Below are 19,396 nucleotides of genomic sequence, written 5' to 3' on the forward strand. Positions count from 1 at the left end.
ATTTTTTTGAACAGATTGAATACAATGTGTTCTATTAAATTGTTTAAAATTATTCTGTGATCGTTACCGAATTACCATTATCTCTCAAGGTTTGTGCCTGGGTTTGTGCTTGTGCAGAGGCAACTCCAGTAATGAATATGCTTTTCTCACTAATGGCAGGTGTGATATTTACTAATCGTGTTAAAATGCCATCTATTACTGCAGTAGAAAGTCTTCCAGGAGTATTTAAACTTAGTCGTGTAAAATCCTGAAGGGACGAAAGTGTTAGAGATTCTACTAAAACCGAGGAGTCCACATCTAAAGTAGCAAAGGTGTTGAGCCTATCAAAATTGATGGTTGCTAAAAGGTTCTCACTAATGCTAATGGTTGAAATAGTATTTACTGTTTCTAAATTCGGAAATGAAAGACTCGTCATTGCATTATTATTTGAAACTATGAACCTGAGCGAATTTTCATTTCCAACAGTAGTCAATCGAGGAAATGACAATGTAGTTAAGGCACTATTTCCTGAGATCAAAAGTCCCATGTCTAAGGTCGTCAAACTTGAAAAATCAAGATCGGTCATTAACGGGTTATCTGAAACGGTAAGATTAGAACGCGTATCATTTCCTATTGTAGCGAGTACAGGAAAACTTGCCGTAGTTAAAGCAGCATTTCTCGAAATCACAAAGTTTCTTGTTGAAACTGTCAACCCAGGAAAAGATGCAACTTGCAAATTTTGATTATTTGATATAGTAAGAAAACCATCATTATTTACTAATGCATTAAAATTGATACTGGTTAACATTCCATTTTCTGAAACGCCAACACCGCTCGAAGTAGTTAATCTGCGAAAGTCTATGCTAGTTAGTAAAGAATTTTCTGAAATACTTATACGACCTTCATTTTCTGTAACATTTGGAAACGCCAAACTGGCCAAAGTTCCATTTTTTTGAACGAGCACCCCAGAAACACTCGTTGCAACCGGAAATGATATCTCATTAAGGTTTGGATTATCCGAAATAGAAATAAACCCTGGCGATAGCGCAGCATCGGTATTGAGTGTGATGAGGTTTTCATTGTTATCAATTCGTATTCCTCCTGTACTTACTAGATTATTAAGATTAATGGTTGTAAGATTGGCATTTCTGGTAATATTAATACCTTGATCTTCATCAGAAAAAAGATCATTCTGATTTGCGATGTTGGAGGTTAAGGAGGGTAGAATAATTACTTCTAGAGCCGAATTTTCAGAAATCGTAATTTCTCTGGTAGTTCTTAATGCTTGAAGATTGAGAGTCGTTAGCCGTTCATTTCGTCGAAAATTGAGAAAGATAATCGATTCTACTGTGTTTAAATTTACAGTTGTTAAGTTTTCTAGAGACTCTAGTCGTAGTGTCCCTATTTCCAATACTGACGGTAAATTTAAACTTTCTAATAATGGGGTGTCTCCAATTCGAAGACTTTCACAAGTATTCAGATTTGGCAAATTAATACTTTCCAAAGTTTGATTGCCGTTAATAGCAAAACCTCCATAAGTTGCCTCCAAACTTAACATATCAATGGCTGTTAGCATTGGATTATTGTTTATTGAAATATTTTCATAAGAAGCATTTAGATTAGGCAAAGACAATCTTTGTAGGTTTTCGTTACCCACGACTTCTAGTTTCACAAGGGTTGAGATTTCTGGCAGCTCTATTGAAGTGATATTTGTCGTATTTTTTATCAATAGGGTGTGCGTATTTTTTCCGGCTGTTCCTGCAGCCAAAGCAACCGCTTCTTCATTGGTCATATCTCCAGAAATTACGAGATATCCAGCGCCATTGCTTTCTGTGCCGTCTATGCCGTCTATACCGTTTACGCCATCTTCACCATCTTCTGGGTTGCAAGAAAAAATAGTTACAGCAAGGGTTACCATGAAAATTCTAAGAAATATATATTTCATAATTAAATGATTTTGGGTAGTATTCATATTTATATTTTAAAAAGTTTTTAGTCTACACTTTATTCTACAATATTCACCGTGTTACCGTTAGTTCTTAAGGTTTCTATATCGATCAAGGCTTGTGCAGATGCAGTTCCGGTAATAGAGATATTTTTACCGGTAATGGCTGGTGTAATATTTACTAATTGGGTAATAATAGTATCAATTACGGCTGTTGAAAGTCTGGTAAAACTGATCCTATCAAAATTTTGAATAGAAGATAAGTCTGCAGTAGTTAACGTAGTATTAGAATTAATAGTGAAACTAGAAATCGTAGCAAGTTGAGCAAAATTTACTGTTTCTAAACCAACTTCTCTAATTTCGATACTTCCTGTGTTATTACCACCATAAATTGCTAAGCTGGGAAAAGATATACTATTGATTGAACCATTATTCCTGATTACAAAATCAACCCTGTTCTCACTGCCTATCGATCTTAAAAGAGGGAAAGACAGTGCTGTTAGTGCGCTATTACTTGTAGTGGTCAAACCGATATCAAGCAGCGTTAAACTGTTGAAATTGAAACCTGTTAACGCTCCATTTCGATTGATAGAGATGCTACCACCGCTCTCTAGATTAGGAAATGAGGTTGTAATCAAGCTAGGGTTTCTATCGATTCTTATAGAGTTAACCGTTGTCAATACATCGGCATTAAACGCCGTCAAGTTTGCATTGCCCGTTATAGAAATAATACCAGCATGGGTCAAATTACTTATATTTATTGTGGTTAGATTAGTATTTCCGTCAATGTTAAGCCTAGATGTTCCTTCTGAGCTTATGGTTTCAAGCACAGGTAAATTTATGTTTTCTAGTACTAAATTACCGGAAACACCAATCCCCTTAGCATTTATAATATTCGGCAGATTAATTGCCAGTAGGTTATCATTTCTTGAAATATTAAGAAATCCCAATTCGGTAACGCCCAATTCTAAGTTTGTTAAGTTTGCATGATTCGAAATACTTAAATTACCGTCTACCTTAACTAATAAGGGCAAATTTATATTCTCAAGTAATGGATGTTGAAAAAAACTCAATCCTGAAGTACTCGTAAGGCTCGTTAGATTAATTGAAGTTAACATAGCATTAGAACTTACAGATAAGGATCCTAATGTCGTCCTGAGGTTTTGAAAATCTATGCGCTCCAGTGTTGGGTTATTGTTTATAGTTATATTTTCGGCGGTAGATTCCAGATCAGGTAATGATAGATTTTGTAAATTTTCATTATCCGAAACCTCTAGCTTGACCAAACTGGAAATGTTGCTTAAGTCTAAAGCAGTTAGATTTGTAGTATTCGTTATTAATATCGTGTGGGTGTTGGTTCCAAACCCTTCAGTTACTATTTCTGCTGCTTCCTCATTGGTAATCTCGCCAGATAAAGCAAGAATTCCTAATCCGTTATCAACACCATCGACTCCGTCAACGCCGTCAATGCCATCCATACCGTCTTCGCCGTTACATGAGAATATAAATATTGAAAGGGTAATTAAAAAAAGATGAGTACAAAAATTTTTCATAGTTATTAAGATCTAGGTTATAGTTTTCTAAAAAATGATTTTGAATAATTTTGTTCAAATGTAGATGAGAAGAAATAGAAAAGAGTACCAGATTATAATTTGGCACGCATAGTTTTTAAGACAAATCAGGCTTTTACCAAATACGTATAGCGGGTAAAATGGTCAAAGCTAATGCAACATAAACTGTAAGTAAAGAAACCAATGTAGCAACAATAAATCGAAGCATATTAGAAGTATTGGGCAATAAGATTATGGTACCAAGACTTATCGAAACAATAGCACAAATTAAAAATGCTCCTCCATAAAAAATACTTTCAAAAAACCCACCCAAACCATCAGGACCGTGGTTGGAGTAATATACAGTATGTACTAATAACCCAAGAAAAAGAAAGGAAAAAAGCAAAAGTATACTTAGAAATATTTTAAGTGTTTTCATTAATTTTTATTTCTGACTGATGACAAAGTATCTTAATATCGCGCCGAAAGTAAAAAGAAATGATAAAGAAAAAGGTTCAAATTATAAATTGGAGCGTCTATTTATCTTGTGATGTAGAGTTTAGATATATTTCTTTTGAAATTCTGAAGGGGTGAGTCCCACAAGGTTTTTAAATATTCTATTGAATGATGTCTTGCTCGGAAAACCGGCTTCATATCCAATAGCCAAAATTTTGTAGTGTTTAAACTTCGGATTTTTCATCATTTTTTTTGCGGTATCGACCCTATAAAGGTTAATGAAGTTGTTAAAATTCTTCTGAAAACAAACATTCAAAACCTCTGAAAAAAGATGTACGCTCATATGTAAATGATCAGCAATATCAGATTGTTTGATTTCTTGATCCAAATATGGTTTTTCTTCTTCCATATAGTCTAAGATAAGTGCCATATATTTTTGTTGATCTTCTCGACTAAGCGAAGACTTTTTTGGCTGTTGTGCTTCGCTAGTTTCTTCAGAAAACTCTCGCTGTTGATTTTCTTTGGCTAATGCGTTCAAAGTATCTTTGAGGGCTTCATTTTCGTTTTGTAATAATAATTTATCACCCTGTAGCTGTAAAGATTCTTCTGCTAGTTTTCTACGCTTATTCCAATAAATAATTGAGGATACTAATAACAGAACCACCAAAACAACCCCTAAGAAAACGTAGCGTTGTTTTTCTTGACTTAAAAGGGTTATTGATTGTTTTTGATCTGTTATAATTCTTGTTTTGTCTTTTGTTTCTTCTTCTAATTTTAACCTTTGAGCCTTTGAAAGAGTTTTTAAATATTTTTCTCTGGTTTTGATATAAGCTTTTTGTTCTTTTAAGGAGTTTTTGATACTGTCTAATGCCTCATAGGTTTTGGCTAAATATTCATGGGACTCCATTTTGATATTCAAAAAATTTCCTTGTGTAGCCAAATCACGAGCTTTTTTTAATCTAGTCAGTGCATTTACTGGTCGATTTGATAAATAATAAGAAATACCCATTACACAATTGGCAGAAGCTTTAAGTTCTATAGACTCATTCTTGTCAATTTTGTTCAAAGCTTTTTGACTGTTTTCTATAGCTTGGTCGTACTGACCTAAATGACGTTGACATTCAGCAATATTGATCAAGGCCCCTATGATTCTATCATTTCTGTCCATTTTTTGAGCCAGATCTTTGGCCTTGTACATGTATTCCAAAGCTTCAGCATAATTACCTTGATTGAGATTTGCTGTTCCCAAAGAATTATATGCCGAAATAATGAAACTATCTGGATTTTTTTGATATTTGGCTAATACTATAACTTTTTTCATTGAGGTTTTTACTTTTTCGTAATTCTCAATGCTATTGTACAAATTCCCAAGGTTTACCTGTACAAGAATTCTCGAATATGAATTCTCAGGAAGAGAATTACTTAGCTTTTCAGCTTCAAGATACCTGGCTAGAGATTCCTCATATTGATCTATTTGCTGGTAATAAATTGCTAGGTACACCAATGCAGCAACCTGATCTTCTTTTAATTCGTTGGCTTCAGCAATATGAAAAATGATATGACTGTATTTTTTAAACGCCTCCAAATCACCTGCACGATTCGATGTGCTTAACAATTGCTTGTATTTGGCAATACTGTCATTTGGTGAAATAACTTTTTGATTATACAGAGAAAAATCTACAACAGAATGATCTTGAGCAAAATTTGCAGAAGCGTTTACTAAGATTACGATAATGATAAGATACAGGGACTTTGGCATTTTTGATGAAACTCTAAAAAGACAATAATTCTTTAATTAGTTTAATATACTATCAAATATATTGCTTTTATAAAGTTTATAAAGAATAATTAGCCTCAAAATTGATATCAAAAAAAAACAGGCCTCTAGTATTTCAGAGGCCTGTTTAGTATTATACATTATTGCTTTTACTACTGATTCATCAACTCTTCAATCTCATCAGCTTCGATGGGAATATTGGCCATGAGGTTAAAGGGTTCTCCTTTTTCTTGTATTACCACATCATCTTCTAAACGTACTCCAAAGCCTTCATCTGGGATATAAATACCAGGTTCTACCGTAAATACCATATTGGCTTGCATGGGCTCGGTTAAAACTCCGTAGTCGTGGGTATCCAGACCAATATGGTGTGATGTGCCGTGCATGAAGTATTTTTTATATGCCGGCCAATCGGGATCTTCATTTTTCACATCGGCTTTGTCTAAAAGTCCAAGGGTAAGCAATTCTGACGTCATCATCTTTCCTACTTCAATGTGATAATCTGCCCAAATGGTCCCTGGTGTCAATATTTTGGTAGCATCATCTTTAACTCGTAACACCGCATCGTATACTTGTCTTTGACGTTTATTAAATCTTCCTGAAACAGGAATTGTCCTTGATAAATCACTAGAGTAATTGGCATATTCTGCCGCTATATCCATAAGGATAAGATCTCCCGCTTTACACTCTTGGTTGTTTTCTATATAGTGTAATACATTGGCATTGTTACCGCTTGCAATAATGGGCGTATAGGCAAACCCCTTGGATCGGTTATTGATAAACTCATGTAAGAGTTCTGCTTCAATATTATATTCCCAAACTCCTGGTTTTACAAAACCTAAAAGTCTTCTAAATCCTTTTTCAGTAATATTACAAGCCGTTTGCATGAGATCGATTTCTATAGGATCTTTTACAGAACGAAGTCGTTGTAAAATGGGATTACTTTTGGCTACAGAATGGGCGGGATATTTATTCTTCCACCACTTGGTGAAGCGATCTTCTCTGGTTTCGGTTTCTACATTAGATCGATAATGCTCGTTGGTATTCACATATACTGTATCACATTGAGTCATCACTTCAAAGAAAACCTTTTCCAGATCCTGTAACCAATATACTGTTTTTATACCCGATACTTCAAAAGCACGTTCTTTAGTAAGTTTTTCTCCTTCCCAAATAGCAATAAGCTCACTGGTTTCTTTCAAAAACAAAATTTCTTTATGTTTTTCATGGGGTGCATCAGGAAATAAAAGCAAAACGCTCTCTTCCTGATCAACACCGCTTAGATAAAAGATATCTCTGTGCTGCTCAAATGGCATAGTGCTATCTGCACTTATTGGATATGTATCGTTACTATTAAAAACAGCAATGCTATTCGGTTTCATCTGTGCCGTAAAATTCTTTCGGTTTTTGATAAAAAGGTTGCGATCTATGGGATGGTATTTCATTATATAACGTATTACATAGTCATTATGGATTTCCAAAAATACTAAAGCCAAAAGGATGTATTGTTAAACAATATCTAAAAATTTTGAGATTACTTTAACAATATCTACATTCATCAACTATTATTTATTTTAAAAAGGTCAGTTGGAATTCGCCATATTGAGAAAACGTAAGGATGTATATCTTTGACTCATGGTTTATTTCAGCCCACTAAATAACCGTCAAAATGAAAATACAAACACTTACTTTATTTTTCTTTATTGCCTCATTATCTCTTTTTGCTCAGCAACCCGCTACAAATTCTGAAACAGTCATTAAAGGATTATCGCAAAAACAACAGATGGAAACATCATCACTCGTAAAGAATGTTCCTTTTGAAAACATTGGACCATCAGTAATGAGTGGTCGTGTGGTAGATGTAGCTGTTAATCCAGATAATACAACAGAGTTTTATGTAGGTTATGCCTCTGGTGGATTGTGGTACACTGTGAATAACGGAACCACATTCGAACCAGTTTTAGATACTGCAGAAACTATTATTGTAGGTGATATCGCGGTAGATTGGAAAAATGGAACTATCTGGGTAGGAACAGGAGAAAATAACTCATCAAGATCATCCTATGCCGGGATAGGTATTTTGAAGTCTGTAGATAAAGGTAAAACCTGGCAAAATATGGGACTAACAGATTCGCATCGTATAGGAAGAATTGTAATAAATCCTAACAATCCCGATGAGGTAGTTGTAGGAGTAACGGGACATTTGTACTCTGCTAATGAAGAACGCGGTGTATATAAAACCACCGATGGTGGAAAAACCTGGAGCAAAACATTATTTATTAACAATGAGACTGGGATTATTGATCTTGCGTTCGCCCCTAATAATTTTAATGTGATGTATGCTGCTGCATGGGATAAAGATCGCAAAGCATGGAATTTTGAAGGTAATGGGCCTGGATCAGGCATTTATAAAAGTGTAGACGCAGGGAATACCTGGAACAAAATTTCTGTAGACGGAAGTGGATTCCCAACAGGAGAAGGTGTGGGAAGGATTGGTCTTGCCATCTTTGACGAAAATACATTGTATGCGGTTCATGATAATCAATTTAGAAGAAAGAAAAGTGATCTGAAAAAGGAAGGCGATAAGCTAACTAAAGAAGATTTTAAAACGATGTCAACCGAAGATTTTCTGAAGATTGATGACAAAAAGTTGAATAGCTTTTTAAAAACCAATGGTTTTCAGGAAAAATATAGAGCCGACAATGTAAAGCAAATGGTAAGAGGTGGTACTGTAAAGCCCATAGATCTTGCCAAATATCTAGAAGATGCCAATTCGATGTTATTTGATACTCCCGTAATAGGTGCAGAGGTTTACCGAAGTGATGACGGAGGAAAAACATGGACAAAGACACACGAAGACTTTTTGGATGACATTTTTTATAGCTACGGATATTACTTTGCCCAAATACAGGTAAACCCCAAAAATAAAGATCATATCTATATTTCTGGAGTACCTATTTTGAAATCTAAAGACAGTGGTAAAACATTTAAAAGTATAAGTGCAGAAAATGTGCACGCCGATCATCATGCCTTATGGATCAATCCAAATAACCCTAAACATTTGGTTAATGGTAATGACGGTGGAGTTAATATTACTTACGATGATGGCGAAAACTGGATCAAGGCTAATCAACCCAATGTAGGACAATTTTATGCGATCAATGTCGATAACGAAACCCCTTACAATGTATATGGAGGATTGCAAGACAATGGTGTTTGGGTAGGTGCTCATAACAGTAAAGAAGATGCTTCATGGCACCAGAGTGGACATTATCCCTGGAAAAGTATTATGGGCGGGGATGGAATGCAAGTACAAATCGATAATAGAGATGCTAATATTGTATATACAGGCTTTCAGTTTGGAAATTATTTTAGATTGAATCGGGCAGAAGGTGAGCAAACGTTTATTCAGCCAAAACATGAATTGGGAGAATCACCTTATCGTTTTAATTGGCAAACACCCATATTGCTTTCCCCTCATAATCAAGATATCATATATTTTGGAGGAAATAAGTTAATGCGATCCATGAATCAAGGGGATGATTGGACCCCAATTTCTGAAGATTTAACTAACGGAGGTAAAAAGGGAAATGTAGCATACGGGACCTTAACAACGATTTCAGAATCACCATTTCAGTTTGGTTTGATTTATACAGGTAGTGACGACGGGTTGGTATACGTAACCAAAAATGCGGGCGGTAGCTGGACGAAAATATCTGATTCTTTTCCGAAGGACTTATGGGTCTCTAGAGTTGTAGCATCTAAACACAAAAAAGAAAGGATATATGTTACCTTAAACGGGTATCGCTGGGACGATTTTAAACCCTATGTTTATGCAAGTGACAATTATGGCGAGACTTGGGAAAATATAAGTCAAAACCTTCCAGCGTCTCCGGTAAATGTGATTAAAGAAGATCCTAAAAATGAAAAAGTATTGTATTTAGGAACCGATAATGGAGCCTATGTATCTTTAGATAAAGGAAAAACATGGCAAGTATTTTCTAAAGGATTACCCAATGTGGCGGTACACGATCTTGTTATTCATCCTAAAGCAAACGATTTGCTATTAGGAACCCATGGTAGAAGCATTTATAAAACGAATGTTGAACCTTTACAAATTCTCGATGACGAAGTAATGAACAAGACACTGTATGTTTTTGAAGTGCCAACTGTTAAATGGTCAGAGCGTTGGGGAGTTTCCTGGAGTAAGTGGTTTGATCACTACACACCGTCTTCTATCATTAAATTTTATGCAAAAAATTCTGGTGAATATACAGTACAAATTACCACCGAAAGTGGGAAAGTACTTCAGGAATTTTCTGCTGATGCTAGCACAGGGCTTAATTATACAGAGTATGATCTAACGATTACCGAAAAAGGTAAAAATATTCTGGAAAAAGAATTTGAGGAGGAAGAAATTTCAGAAAGAAAAAATGGTAGCTACTACCTTCCGGTTGGGGTTTATCAGATAGAAGTTTTTAACTCAAAAAACAGAGAAAAAAGTACCTTAGAAGTCAAATAACTTTACTAAATATCAACTTACTGGGCAATTCTAAATCTTAGAAAAAGCAATAATTTTAAGAATTGATAAGGTGTCTCATTAGTGCTATATTATGAAAATTAATTTTTTCAATTCGATAATTCTTTGTGGCTATCTGTGTTTGTTAATAATCAGCATCTGGAAATTTATTTCCACTCCTAACAAACGTAAGATTTATTATTATTTTTATGGTTTTCTGATCACTTCAAGCTTGGTGGTCCTAATGGTTCTGATGTTTGATATTAGGCTCGTAAAAACATACCCAATAATTGTACTGTTTTTTATACCATTTCAGTATCTATCCCCGGTTTATTTTACTGCATTTGTCTGTTACTACTTAGGGAAAGAATCTGTTTATCGTAAATATCGAGTATATCTTTTTCTTCCGTTTATTGCGTTTTTTATTTTATATACTATTTTAAAAGTCAATATATTTTTGGAATATTCTTGGATATCAAAAAATATAGTAACCATTTTGCATACCGAAATAGATGAGAATTCTGCTCTTTCTTTTAGTACCATAATTGGTATATGGATGTATTTAATGATTACAAAATATGAAAAATCATTAGGAAGATATTCATTTCTGAAAGTAAAACAACAAACCAAATGGATAAAAAACCTGGTTGCAGTATTAATTGTTTTTAATGTTTTATGGTTACTAACGCTAGTACTCTTTTATATAAGAACAGATATTCATGGTCACATGCCTTATTATCCCTATTGGATATTATACTTGCTGTTTTATTTTGCATTCCTTTATTATGGCGTCCAGCATATTCAGAATAGGGGAAAATTTCTAAATCCAGAGGCCAATATCAAGGAAGAGGCTATTAATAAATTTAGAATTGCAGGATTAAGTACTATTTTTTCTAAGGAGGAATTAAAGCAGATAGAATCAAATTCTTCAGAGGTTGTTGGCATTTTAAGTTATTTTGCCACATCTCTGTTCGATAAAAATGACGTAAAAGATATTCTTTGGGACATAACCGAAAATTGCATCGCTCAGCTTCATTTGGAAGATGCTGTAATTTACATTTTGGACGAAAAAACTAAACTACTAAAGCAAACGGCTGCCTACGGGACTAAAAACAAAGGACAACGCATGATTCTAAGCCCCATCCAAATACCTTTGGGAAAAGGTATTGTTGGGGGTGTGGCAGCAACCGGTATCTCGGAGTGTATTGGTGATGTAACCAAAGATGAACGATACATTGTTGATGACAAAAAAAGAAAATCAGAATTAGCAGTACCTATTTTTCTTAACGAAAAAATCTTTGGTGTGTTGGATTCAGAAAATTCTATAAAAAATTATTTTAACGACCAGCATGTTTTTCTATTTCAGTTTATTGCCAAATTAATATCTAAAAAGTTAGAAAAAATAAAGCAAAGATCCTCTTCTACTATAACTGATGATAATATGTATTTTAAAGAGTTAAACTTTTTAATGTCTGAAGCAAAAATTTACAGAGATGCTAATTTAAGTTTAGAAACCATTTCAGGTAAGTTAAAAATAAGTGGTAATTACCTCTCTCAGCTTGTAAATAAGCTAAGCGGAAAAAGTTTCCCCGATTATATTAATGGTTTTAGAATAGAAGACGCAAAAAAAAAGCTAAAAGACCCTCTTTTTGTTAACTATACCATTCTTTCGATAGCATTGGAGTCGGGCTTTAATTCTAAGTCTACATTCTATAATGCCTTCAAAAAAACGACCGGTATTTCCCCTAAAGAATTTAGGAAAACCCCTTAAAATAAGTCCAGATTCTTTGAAATTCAAATTTATGGGACATGTATCGAAAATCCCATTTCTAAGTTTGCGGCATTAACTTTTAAAAATTTTTAAAAATGAAAGCAATGCAAAATTTAATGAAAGGTATTACAGTAGTAGCGTTATCAATACTTATTTTTTCATGCTCTGATGGTGAAGATGGTGCCATAGGACCACAAGGTCCACAAGGGGAACAAGGAGATCAGGGTGATCCGGGACCGCAAGGAGATCAGGGAGTTCCAGGAACTGCCAATGTAATTTATTCTGATTGGATACCCAGAAACTTTTTTCTTCCAGGTGCTGTTGAAGAAAACTTTCAGGGATTAGAAGTACTTGATGATAGCGAATTTAACGAAAATGCAGATGTAGTACTTGTTTACGGAAGAAGAGATGGAGAAACTGGTGCGGATATTTATCAATTACCTTTCATTCTTACTTCTCAAAATGAATATTATGGATTTGGTATGCTTACGGCTACGGGCGGATTTTCTTTGCAAGTACTTGTAAGAACTACTGATGGAGGATCAAATCTTTTTACATTCTTTGACGATTTCAGATATGTCATAATCCCAGGGGGAGTAGCAAAATCTGCAACAGATTATCAAAACATGTCCTATAATGATCTTGTAGAGTTATTTAAAATATCTGAATGATTGCGATCCATATTTTTATTAAACTAGAATAAAATATTTTCTTAGGGACATGATTTAGGATTTCCGTAAAATGTTCTTAATATCAGAATAGTGAATGATACATCATTCACTATTCTTTTTTTTACAACCTAACGATTTGATTAATTGGACAGGCTAACTGGAAATCTAAAAGCTGTTAAATTAAAGATATAGAGTCCTAGAATTACACGATTATTTCATCTTTTCACATAAATTAGTGGTTATAAAAATTTGTTATGACACTTACCATGGGGATTCCGGCATTGTTATTTCCTGCAATATCACTAACGATGCTGGCTTATAATGCAAGGTACTTGGCCATTGCGGCCTTAATTAGACAATTGTACAACGAATATTTGGCTTCACGATCAAAAAATACGGTATTGCAAATAAAAAATTTGAGAAAGCGTTTATGGTTGATTAGAAACATGCAAGCGATAGCGATCATAAGCTTTTTGACTAGTGTAATCACTATGTTTTTGTTATATATAGAACAGATGAATTGGGCCAATATCGTATTTGGCATTAGTTTATTTTGTCTTATGATTTCATTATTTTTATCCTTCATTGAGGTTCAAATTTCCACAAAAGCATTATCAATTAGATTAGACAAGATCGAAGAGAGTACCTAAGAAATCCTTATCTTGTTGTAAAAAAATCATTTGCTAATTTCTCTTTGAATGCTTCAGAACGAGCTTTTTAATAATGTAATACGGGATTTCAATGCTGGATATTGGGAATTGTATACTGATCCAGATAAAGAAGTTTGGTCCCAAAAATTCTATGAAGGTATAGGATACGCCAAAGAAGAATTAGAATCAACAATCGATTACTTTTTAGAGTATTTAATCCACAAGGAAGATGTAGAAATTTTCAGGGATAATTTTCTTAATTATAGAAAAAATAATGTTGATTTTAAGCAGCATATTAGGATTGTTACAAAACAAGGAGATTATAAGCTCTTTCGATGTGCTACGAATGATCAATTACCAGTAAATATAAAATCGGAAATAAATCGTATATTTTTTTTCGAAATTAAGCTAGAGCCCGATCAGGACATTACAAAAGATAATTTCTACTATAAAGAAACAGCCCAGATGACCTCTACGGGTAGCTGGTATGTCGATTTTGATAAAAGAAAGAGTTATTGGGATTTTGAGACGAGACGAATTTTAGAATATCCAGACGATTATATTCCTTCTCTTAAAGACTCTGCCGATTATTATGCAGAAGACTCAAGGCAACAAGCTGCAGATCTGTTTTTTAACTGCGCTATGGTTGGCACACCTTTTAATACAGAGATAAAGATGGTCACTGCAAATGGCAGAATATTTTGGGTGAGAGCCATTGGAAAACCCGTATATAATGAAAACAAAGAAATTATTGGGATTAGAGGTGTTTTTCAGGATATTGATGATATAAAAAGAAAAGAACTACGACTTCAAAGATCCATGGATATTATTACATCTCAGAATTCAAGATTATTCAATTTTGCCCATATAGTATCCCATAATCTTAGATCTCATACCAGTAATCTTTCGCTACTTGTTCAGTTGATAGAAGATATAGATAATCCAGAAGAAAAAATAGAGCTAGTTAACGAAGTTAAACAGATATCGCATAGCCTCAATACAACAATAGAACATCTTAATGAGATTGTAGCAATACATACCAATAAGGATCAAGAAAAAAAAGTAATTAAGTTTCAAGATGCTCTTAATTTGGTGATGAGTGGTATCGGACAAATGATTGCTTTAAGCAAAACAACAATAGAAGCAGATTTTAATGATTTAGAAGAGATTAACTACATACCCGCCTATTTAGAAAGTATATTACTTAACCTAATAACAAATTCTATTAAATATAGGCATGAGGATAGAGATCCGATTATTCACATTAAGACCTATTCAAAAGAAAACAATGAATATTTAGAGGTGAAAGATAATGGTAGAGGAATAGATATGAAATTATTTAAAGATAAAGTCTTTGGTATGTATAAAACATTTCATTACAATAAAGATGCAGTAGGGATCGGCTTGTTTTTAACTAAGAATCAGGTTGAATCGTTAAATGGTACTATTTCAGTAGAGAGCGAAGTAGACAATGGTACAACATTTATTATAGAATTTTAGATAAACGCTCAAACCCCACTTATAATGAGTAATAAAATAGCATTGGCGTGTATTATCGATGATGATGATATGTATGTAAGCTTGGTAAAAAAGATCATCGAAGCCAAAAATCTTTGTCAAAATCTAATGGTATTTCAAAACGGAAAAGCTGCACTCAATTATTTTGAAGTAATCTTAAGCAATTTAGACCAAAAAAGCATCCCAGAAATCATTTTTTTAGATTTAAATATGCCGGTAATGGATGGTTGGGAGTTTTTAGATAATTTTACCAGGATTAAAAACAAATTAGGAAAAGCAATCACACTCTATGTGGTAAGTTCTTCTATTAATCCTGTTGATATAGAAAGAGCCAAGAGTATTAATTCTGTAAAGGATTATCTCATAAAACCGGTCACTATCGATGACCTTGAAACTATATTTTCAGGGAAAAGGACATAAAAGCAGCTTCATTTTATAGAAGCCACTTTATTGTTTTTTTAGAGTCCTAAATTTGTGAAACTCTTAAAGTGTTTACCATTCCCTTTGCGGTAATTGGCATAGCGGCGAGATTAATCAACATATCGCCTTGGACAACGAACCCTTTTTCTGATGCAATTCGATTAATATCCTCTACGGTTTCATCTGTACTAACAAATCTATCATAGAAAAAAGCTTTTACACCCCACAACAGACTAAGCTGAGAAAGTATTCTTTTATTACTGGTGAATACTAAAATATGTGCACTAGGTCTCCAGGCCGAGATCTGAAATGCTGTATATCCACTATTAGTTAAAGTACAAATGGCTTTTGCCTCAATATCATTCGCCATATGCGCAGCATGATAGCAAATGGATTTAGTAATAAATCTATTAGTTCTAATATGTGGAGGATCTTGAGGAACAGTAATTAAATCAGAATTTTCGACACTACGAATAATCTTCGTCATCGTTTCGATTACCTGTACCGGATATTTACCTACAGAAGTTTCACCAGATAACATAACGGCATCAGCACCATCCATTACCGAATTAGCCACATCATTTACTTCGGCTCTTGTTGGAGTAAGACTATCGATCATCGTTTCCATCATCTGTGTGGCGATGATAACCGGTATTCTTGCTGTTTTGGCTTTAAGAACTAGTTTTTTCTGAATCAAAGGAACTTCTTGTGCAGGTATTTCTACGCCCAAGTCTCCTCTGGCGACCATAAGACCATCACAGTAGGCAACAATTTTATCAATATTGTCTACACCCTCTGGCTTTTCGATTTTGGCAACAATAGGAATTTTATGCTTACTATGTTCTTTGATCAAGTCCTGAAGCCCCATCAAATCCTGGGCATGACGCACAAAGGATAATGCAATCCAGTCTACTTCTTGCTGACAAGCAAAAATGGCATCTTTAACATCTTTCTCTGTTAATGCAGGAAGGGAAATATTAGTATTAGGTAAGTTAACTCCTTTTTTAGACTTCAAAGGTCCACCTTGTATCACTTTAGCCTGCACAGTATCCTTATTATTAGAAGAAACGACTTCAAAAATAAGTTTGCCATCATCCAATAGTATTCGTTCACCAGCCTTTACATCCTTCGGAAAGTTTTCATAATTCATATATACCTTCTCTGCAGTTCCTTCAAAAGGTTTTCCCGTCACAAAATCAATAAGATCTCCATCATCCACTATGATATCACCTTTCATAACACCAACCCGTAACTTAGGACCTTGTAAATCTCCAAGAATTGCTGCATTATATCCATGCTCTTCGCTCAGTTTTCGTATCATTTTTATACGCTCTTTAACATCATTATAGTCTGCATGCGAGAAATTAATTCTGAAAACATTTACACCTGCCTCCATCATTTTTTTTAAAGTCTCTTTAGTACTAGTAGCTGGTCCCAGGGTAGCGACTATTTTAGTTCTTTTACGTTTTGGCATTATTCAAATATTAAGTTGTTCTTCGATTTAAGTGTAGCATATTCGACATTGTAAGCCGTAATAACTTGAGAGATATCTAATATCTTTGCTAATTGTGGTTTACTTAAAAAAGTCGATGTCTCTGTATTTATCTTTAAAAAATAATCGACATTTTTAAGTTCTGGAATTAAGTATTTTGTAACATAAGAATCCTCCTTGACGGCAAATAATCCCTCAGAGGCATCTTTCTTAGACGCTATCTTGATTGTAAATTTGTTTCCCAAAAGATGATATGTGTTGTATTGCAGGTGATCACGATATTGATATATTGGAAAATTAGCTACGATATTATCGTACTTAAAATTAATGTCTTCTTTTTTTCTGAAAAGTGCTAGATTAAGGGCTTTATTCAACAAAAAGGCTAGCCTGTAGGAAGGTAATGAGCTATGAATGGCAATTAATTCGTAATCATCATCATCAAACGTATCTAAAACTAACTTTTGAATAGCCACTTTAAACTAATTTTGTTTTCAGAATTAACGCGAAATATACAAATAAAATACCCTAACAGGTTTAATTAAACATAAAGATATTAAACGAAAACGATTGAGTTAGTATCTTTTAGAAATGAAAAATGAAAGTCTTCAGTTAAAAAGGGTTTTGATAAAAAAGATAATAAAAAATCAAATGTTTATGAGGATGTTATCCTAGATTGAAACGCAAAAAAAGCTCTTTTTGAAGCTTTCTCTTCAGCTTTTTTCTTTGAGGTGGCTCTAGCTTTTGCAACCACTTTTTCATCGATCCATAGTTTTACAGCAAAATGTTTCATTTCATCCTTTCCTGTATCTTCATAGATTTCGTAGTTAAACACTTTTTTCTCTTTTTGGCACCACTCTATCAGTAAACTTTTATAGCTAATGATTTGCCCTTCCAGGCTTTCGATATCTACATAAGGATTAATTACCGCTTCTTGTATAAACCGTTCGCAATAGGAGAATCCTCTATCAAGGTAGATAGCGCCAATTAACGCTTCAAAAAGGTTTCCATGAATATTTACTCCAAATTGGGATTTTGGGATGTTGGTTCTCACCAAATTAATCAATTTTAGGTCTTTTCCAAGTTCATTTAGATGTTTTCTACTTACCACTTTAGCTCTCATTTTGGTAAGATATCCTTCATTACCTTCAGGAACTTCTTTAAATAAATGAGCAGCGATAACGCTACTCAACATAGCGTCTCCAAGAAACTCTAATCTTTCATAGTTGACGGCATTTCCTTTTTTATCTTTTAGGTTTAAAGATCTATGGGTAAAGGCTTTTTCATATGGTTTAATATTTTTGGGTTTAAACCCAAGTATTTTTTGAATTTTGGAAAAAAAATTCCCGTTCTTTTCAGAGCGGGAATTTAATATGTTGCGAATAACGTTCATTATTCATCTAATTTTTTGAATAACACACAAGCGTTATGGCCTCCAAAACCAAAAGTATTACTCATTGCGTAGGTAATATCACGTTTTTGCGCTTTGTTCAAAGTCAAATTCAAACTTGGATCTATGTTCTCATCTACCGTAGTATGGTTGATCGTAGGAGGCACAATACCTTTTTGCATTGCCAGAATAGAAGCAATTGCTTCTATAGCTCCAGCTGCACCAAGCAAGTGTCCTGTCATAGACTTTGTTGAATTTATATTGATGTTAGGTGCATGATCGCCAAAAACTTTAGTAATAGCCTTCAATTCTGCGACATCTCCTAATGGAGTGGAGGTGCCATGAGTGTTTATGGTATCTACTTGTTCTGGCTGTACATCTGCATCTCTTAAACAATTAAGCATCACGCGCTCTACACCTATTCCGTCGGGATGTGGTGCTGTCATGTGATATGCGTCACTAGACATTCCGCCACCAACGACTTCGGCATAGATTTTAGCACCTCTTGCTTTTGCATGTTCATATTCTTCAAGAATAAGCGCACCACCGCCTTCTCCTAAGACAAAACCATCTCTGGTTGCATCAAAGGGTCTAGAAGCAGTTTCTGGACTTTCATTTCTTGTAGATAAGGCATGCATTGCATTAAAGCCTCCCATACCAGCTATGGTTACTGCCGCTTCACTACCTCCTGTAACAATGATATCACAATGTCCTAAACGAATATAATTTAAGGCATCTATCATCGCATTTGCAGAAGAAGCGCAAGCAGAGACCGTGGTATAGTTAGGTCCCATAAAACCATTTCTTATAGAGATATGTCCGGGAGCAATATCGGCAATCATTTTCGGGATGAAGAATGGATTGAAACGAGGTGTTCCATTTCCTCTGGCATAGCCAATTACTTCTTCCTGAAAAGTTTCTAATCCACCAATTCCTGCACCCCAGATTACACCTACTCTAAATTTGTCCACCTTCTCAAGATCAATAGCAGCATCTTTTATAGCTTCTTCAGAAGCTATAATGGCATACTGGGCAAATTTATCAAGTTTGCGTGCTTCTTTTCTATCAAAATAATCTGTTGGAGAATAATTTTTGACTTCGCAAGCAAATTTAGTCTTGAAATTCTCGGTATCAAAATAAGTAATAGGAGCACAACCGCTTTTTCCGGTTAATAATCCTTCCCAGTACTCTTCAATATTGTTACCAATGGGTGTTAAGGCACCCAGTCCTGTGACTACAACTCGCTTAAGGCTCATACTTT

Annotated in this window: 15 protein-coding genes; 6 read left to right on the plus strand and 9 right to left on the minus strand. The window is 34.4% G+C overall.

The features are described from left to right. Nucleotides 1-49: 49 nt before the first annotated feature. From ACFSJT_RS05975 to ACFSJT_RS05995, 5 genes are all read right to left on the minus strand, one after another. On the minus strand, nt 50-1,924 hold the full coding sequence (locus ACFSJT_RS05975; RefSeq protein ID WP_378319308.1) for a hypothetical protein: 1,875 nt from the start codon (nt 1,922-1,924) through the stop codon (nt 50-52). Between the two features lie 59 nt (nt 1,925-1,983). Next, on the minus strand, nt 1,984-3,477 hold the full coding sequence (locus ACFSJT_RS05980; RefSeq protein WP_378319309.1) for an autotransporter outer membrane beta-barrel domain-containing protein: 1,494 nt from the start codon (nt 3,475-3,477) through the stop codon (nt 1,984-1,986). A 133-nt stretch (nt 3,478-3,610) separates the two neighbouring features. Continuing rightward, the gene (locus tag ACFSJT_RS05985) at nt 3,611-3,913 is read right to left on the minus strand and encodes a hypothetical protein (protein ID WP_378319310.1); all 303 of its coding nucleotides are present in this window, start codon (nt 3,911-3,913) and stop codon (nt 3,611-3,613) included. Between the two features lie 120 nt (nt 3,914-4,033). After that, nucleotides 4,034-5,689, minus strand: coding sequence for a tetratricopeptide repeat protein (locus tag ACFSJT_RS05990; RefSeq protein ID WP_378319311.1), 1,656 nt, complete (start codon nt 5,687-5,689; stop codon nt 4,034-4,036). A 170-nt stretch (nt 5,690-5,859) separates the two neighbouring features. Further along, nucleotides 5,860-7,152, minus strand: a complete 1,293-nt coding sequence (locus ACFSJT_RS05995) for an aminopeptidase P N-terminal domain-containing protein (protein WP_378319312.1) — start codon at nt 7,150-7,152, stop codon at nt 5,860-5,862. A 224-nt stretch (nt 7,153-7,376) separates the two neighbouring features. Here ACFSJT_RS05995 and ACFSJT_RS06000 point away from each other — a divergent pair, with 224 nt between their 5' ends. From ACFSJT_RS06000 to ACFSJT_RS06025, 6 genes are all read left to right on the plus strand, one after another. Next, nucleotides 7,377-10,229 (plus strand): VPS10 domain-containing protein, encoded by a 2,853-nt coding sequence (locus tag ACFSJT_RS06000; RefSeq protein WP_378319313.1) that lies wholly within the window; start codon nt 7,377-7,379, stop codon nt 10,227-10,229. A gap of 454 nt (nt 10,230-10,683) precedes the next feature. Then, a complete protein-coding gene (locus ACFSJT_RS06005; protein WP_378319314.1) occupies nt 10,684-11,997 on the plus strand; it encodes a helix-turn-helix domain-containing protein in 1,314 nt (437 codons plus the stop codon). A 95-nt stretch (nt 11,998-12,092) separates the two neighbouring features. Next, a complete protein-coding gene (locus ACFSJT_RS06010; protein WP_378319315.1) occupies nt 12,093-12,668 on the plus strand; it encodes a hypothetical protein in 576 nt (191 codons plus the stop codon). 254 nt (nt 12,669-12,922) lie between these two features. Next, nucleotides 12,923-13,318, plus strand: a complete 396-nt coding sequence (locus tag ACFSJT_RS06015) for a DUF2721 domain-containing protein (protein ID WP_378319316.1) — start codon at nt 12,923-12,925, stop codon at nt 13,316-13,318. Nucleotides 13,319-13,366: 48 nt separating this feature from the next. Continuing rightward, nucleotides 13,367-14,818, plus strand: coding sequence for a PAS domain-containing sensor histidine kinase (locus ACFSJT_RS06020; protein WP_378319317.1), 1,452 nt, complete (start codon nt 13,367-13,369; stop codon nt 14,816-14,818). A 24-nt stretch (nt 14,819-14,842) separates the two neighbouring features. Beyond that, entirely contained in the window at nt 14,843-15,256 is a 414-nt protein-coding gene (locus ACFSJT_RS06025) for a response regulator (RefSeq protein WP_378319318.1), read from the plus strand. Between the two features lie 46 nt (nt 15,257-15,302). Here the strand turns inward: ACFSJT_RS06025 and pyk are convergent, their stop codons facing one another. From pyk to fabF, 4 genes are all read right to left on the minus strand, one after another. Next, nucleotides 15,303-16,730: a pyruvate kinase gene (gene pyk / locus ACFSJT_RS06030; protein WP_378319319.1), complete on the minus strand. Its 1,428-nt coding sequence runs from the start codon at nt 16,728-16,730 to the stop codon at nt 15,303-15,305. Then, nucleotides 16,730-17,221 (minus strand): IPExxxVDY family protein, encoded by a 492-nt coding sequence (locus ACFSJT_RS06035; protein WP_378319320.1) that lies wholly within the window; start codon nt 17,219-17,221, stop codon nt 16,730-16,732. The genes pyk and ACFSJT_RS06035 overlap by 1 nt, the downstream gene beginning before the upstream one ends. A 179-nt stretch (nt 17,222-17,400) precedes the next feature. Beyond that, on the minus strand, nt 17,401-18,138 hold the full coding sequence (gene rnc, locus ACFSJT_RS06040; protein ID WP_378319321.1) for a ribonuclease III: 738 nt from the start codon (nt 18,136-18,138) through the stop codon (nt 17,401-17,403). After that, nucleotides 18,138-19,391, minus strand: coding sequence for a beta-ketoacyl-ACP synthase II (gene fabF, locus ACFSJT_RS06045; protein ID WP_378319322.1), 1,254 nt, complete (start codon nt 19,389-19,391; stop codon nt 18,138-18,140). Before fabF ends, rnc begins: the two co-directional genes overlap by 1 nt. Nucleotides 19,392-19,396: the final 5 nt, after the last annotated feature.

It is taken from the genome of Aquimarina celericrescens (assembly GCF_042682765.1).
Taxonomy (GTDB): Bacteria; Bacteroidota; Bacteroidia; order Flavobacteriales; family Flavobacteriaceae; genus Aquimarina; species Aquimarina celericrescens.

What these genes read in the sequence shown, in the direction of transcription:
- ACFSJT_RS05975 (WP_378319308.1), bottom strand. Translation starts at nt 1,924, where the DNA reads ATGAAATATATATTTCTTAGAATTTTCATGGTAACCCTTGCTGTAACT.
- ACFSJT_RS05980 (WP_378319309.1), bottom strand. Translation starts at nt 3,477, where the DNA reads ATGAAAAATTTTTGTACTCATCTTTTTTTAATTACCCTTTCAATATTT.
- ACFSJT_RS05985 (WP_378319310.1), bottom strand. Translation starts at nt 3,913, where the DNA reads ATGAAAACACTTAAAATATTTCTAAGTATACTTTTGCTTTTTTCCTTT.
- ACFSJT_RS05990 (WP_378319311.1), bottom strand. Translation starts at nt 5,689, where the DNA reads ATGCCAAAGTCCCTGTATCTTATCATTATCGTAATCTTAGTAAACGCT.
- ACFSJT_RS05995 (WP_378319312.1), bottom strand. Translation starts at nt 7,152, where the DNA reads ATGAAATACCATCCCATAGATCGCAACCTTTTTATCAAAAACCGAAAG.
- ACFSJT_RS06000 (WP_378319313.1), top strand. Translation starts at nt 7,377, where the DNA reads ATGAAAATACAAACACTTACTTTATTTTTCTTTATTGCCTCATTATCT.
- ACFSJT_RS06010 (WP_378319315.1), top strand. Translation starts at nt 12,093, where the DNA reads ATGAAAGCAATGCAAAATTTAATGAAAGGTATTACAGTAGTAGCGTTA.
- ACFSJT_RS06015 (WP_378319316.1), top strand. Translation starts at nt 12,923, where the DNA reads ATGACACTTACCATGGGGATTCCGGCATTGTTATTTCCTGCAATATCA.
- ACFSJT_RS06020 (WP_378319317.1), top strand. Translation starts at nt 13,367, where the DNA reads ATGCTTCAGAACGAGCTTTTTAATAATGTAATACGGGATTTCAATGCT.
- ACFSJT_RS06025 (WP_378319318.1), top strand. Translation starts at nt 14,843, where the DNA reads ATGAGTAATAAAATAGCATTGGCGTGTATTATCGATGATGATGATATG.
- pyk (WP_378319319.1), bottom strand. Translation starts at nt 16,730, where the DNA reads ATGCCAAAACGTAAAAGAACTAAAATAGTCGCTACCCTGGGACCAGCT.
- rnc (WP_378319321.1), bottom strand. Translation starts at nt 18,138, where the DNA reads ATGAACGTTATTCGCAACATATTAAATTCCCGCTCTGAAAAGAACGGG.
- fabF (WP_378319322.1), bottom strand. Translation starts at nt 19,391, where the DNA reads ATGAGCCTTAAGCGAGTTGTAGTCACAGGACTGGGTGCCTTAACACCC.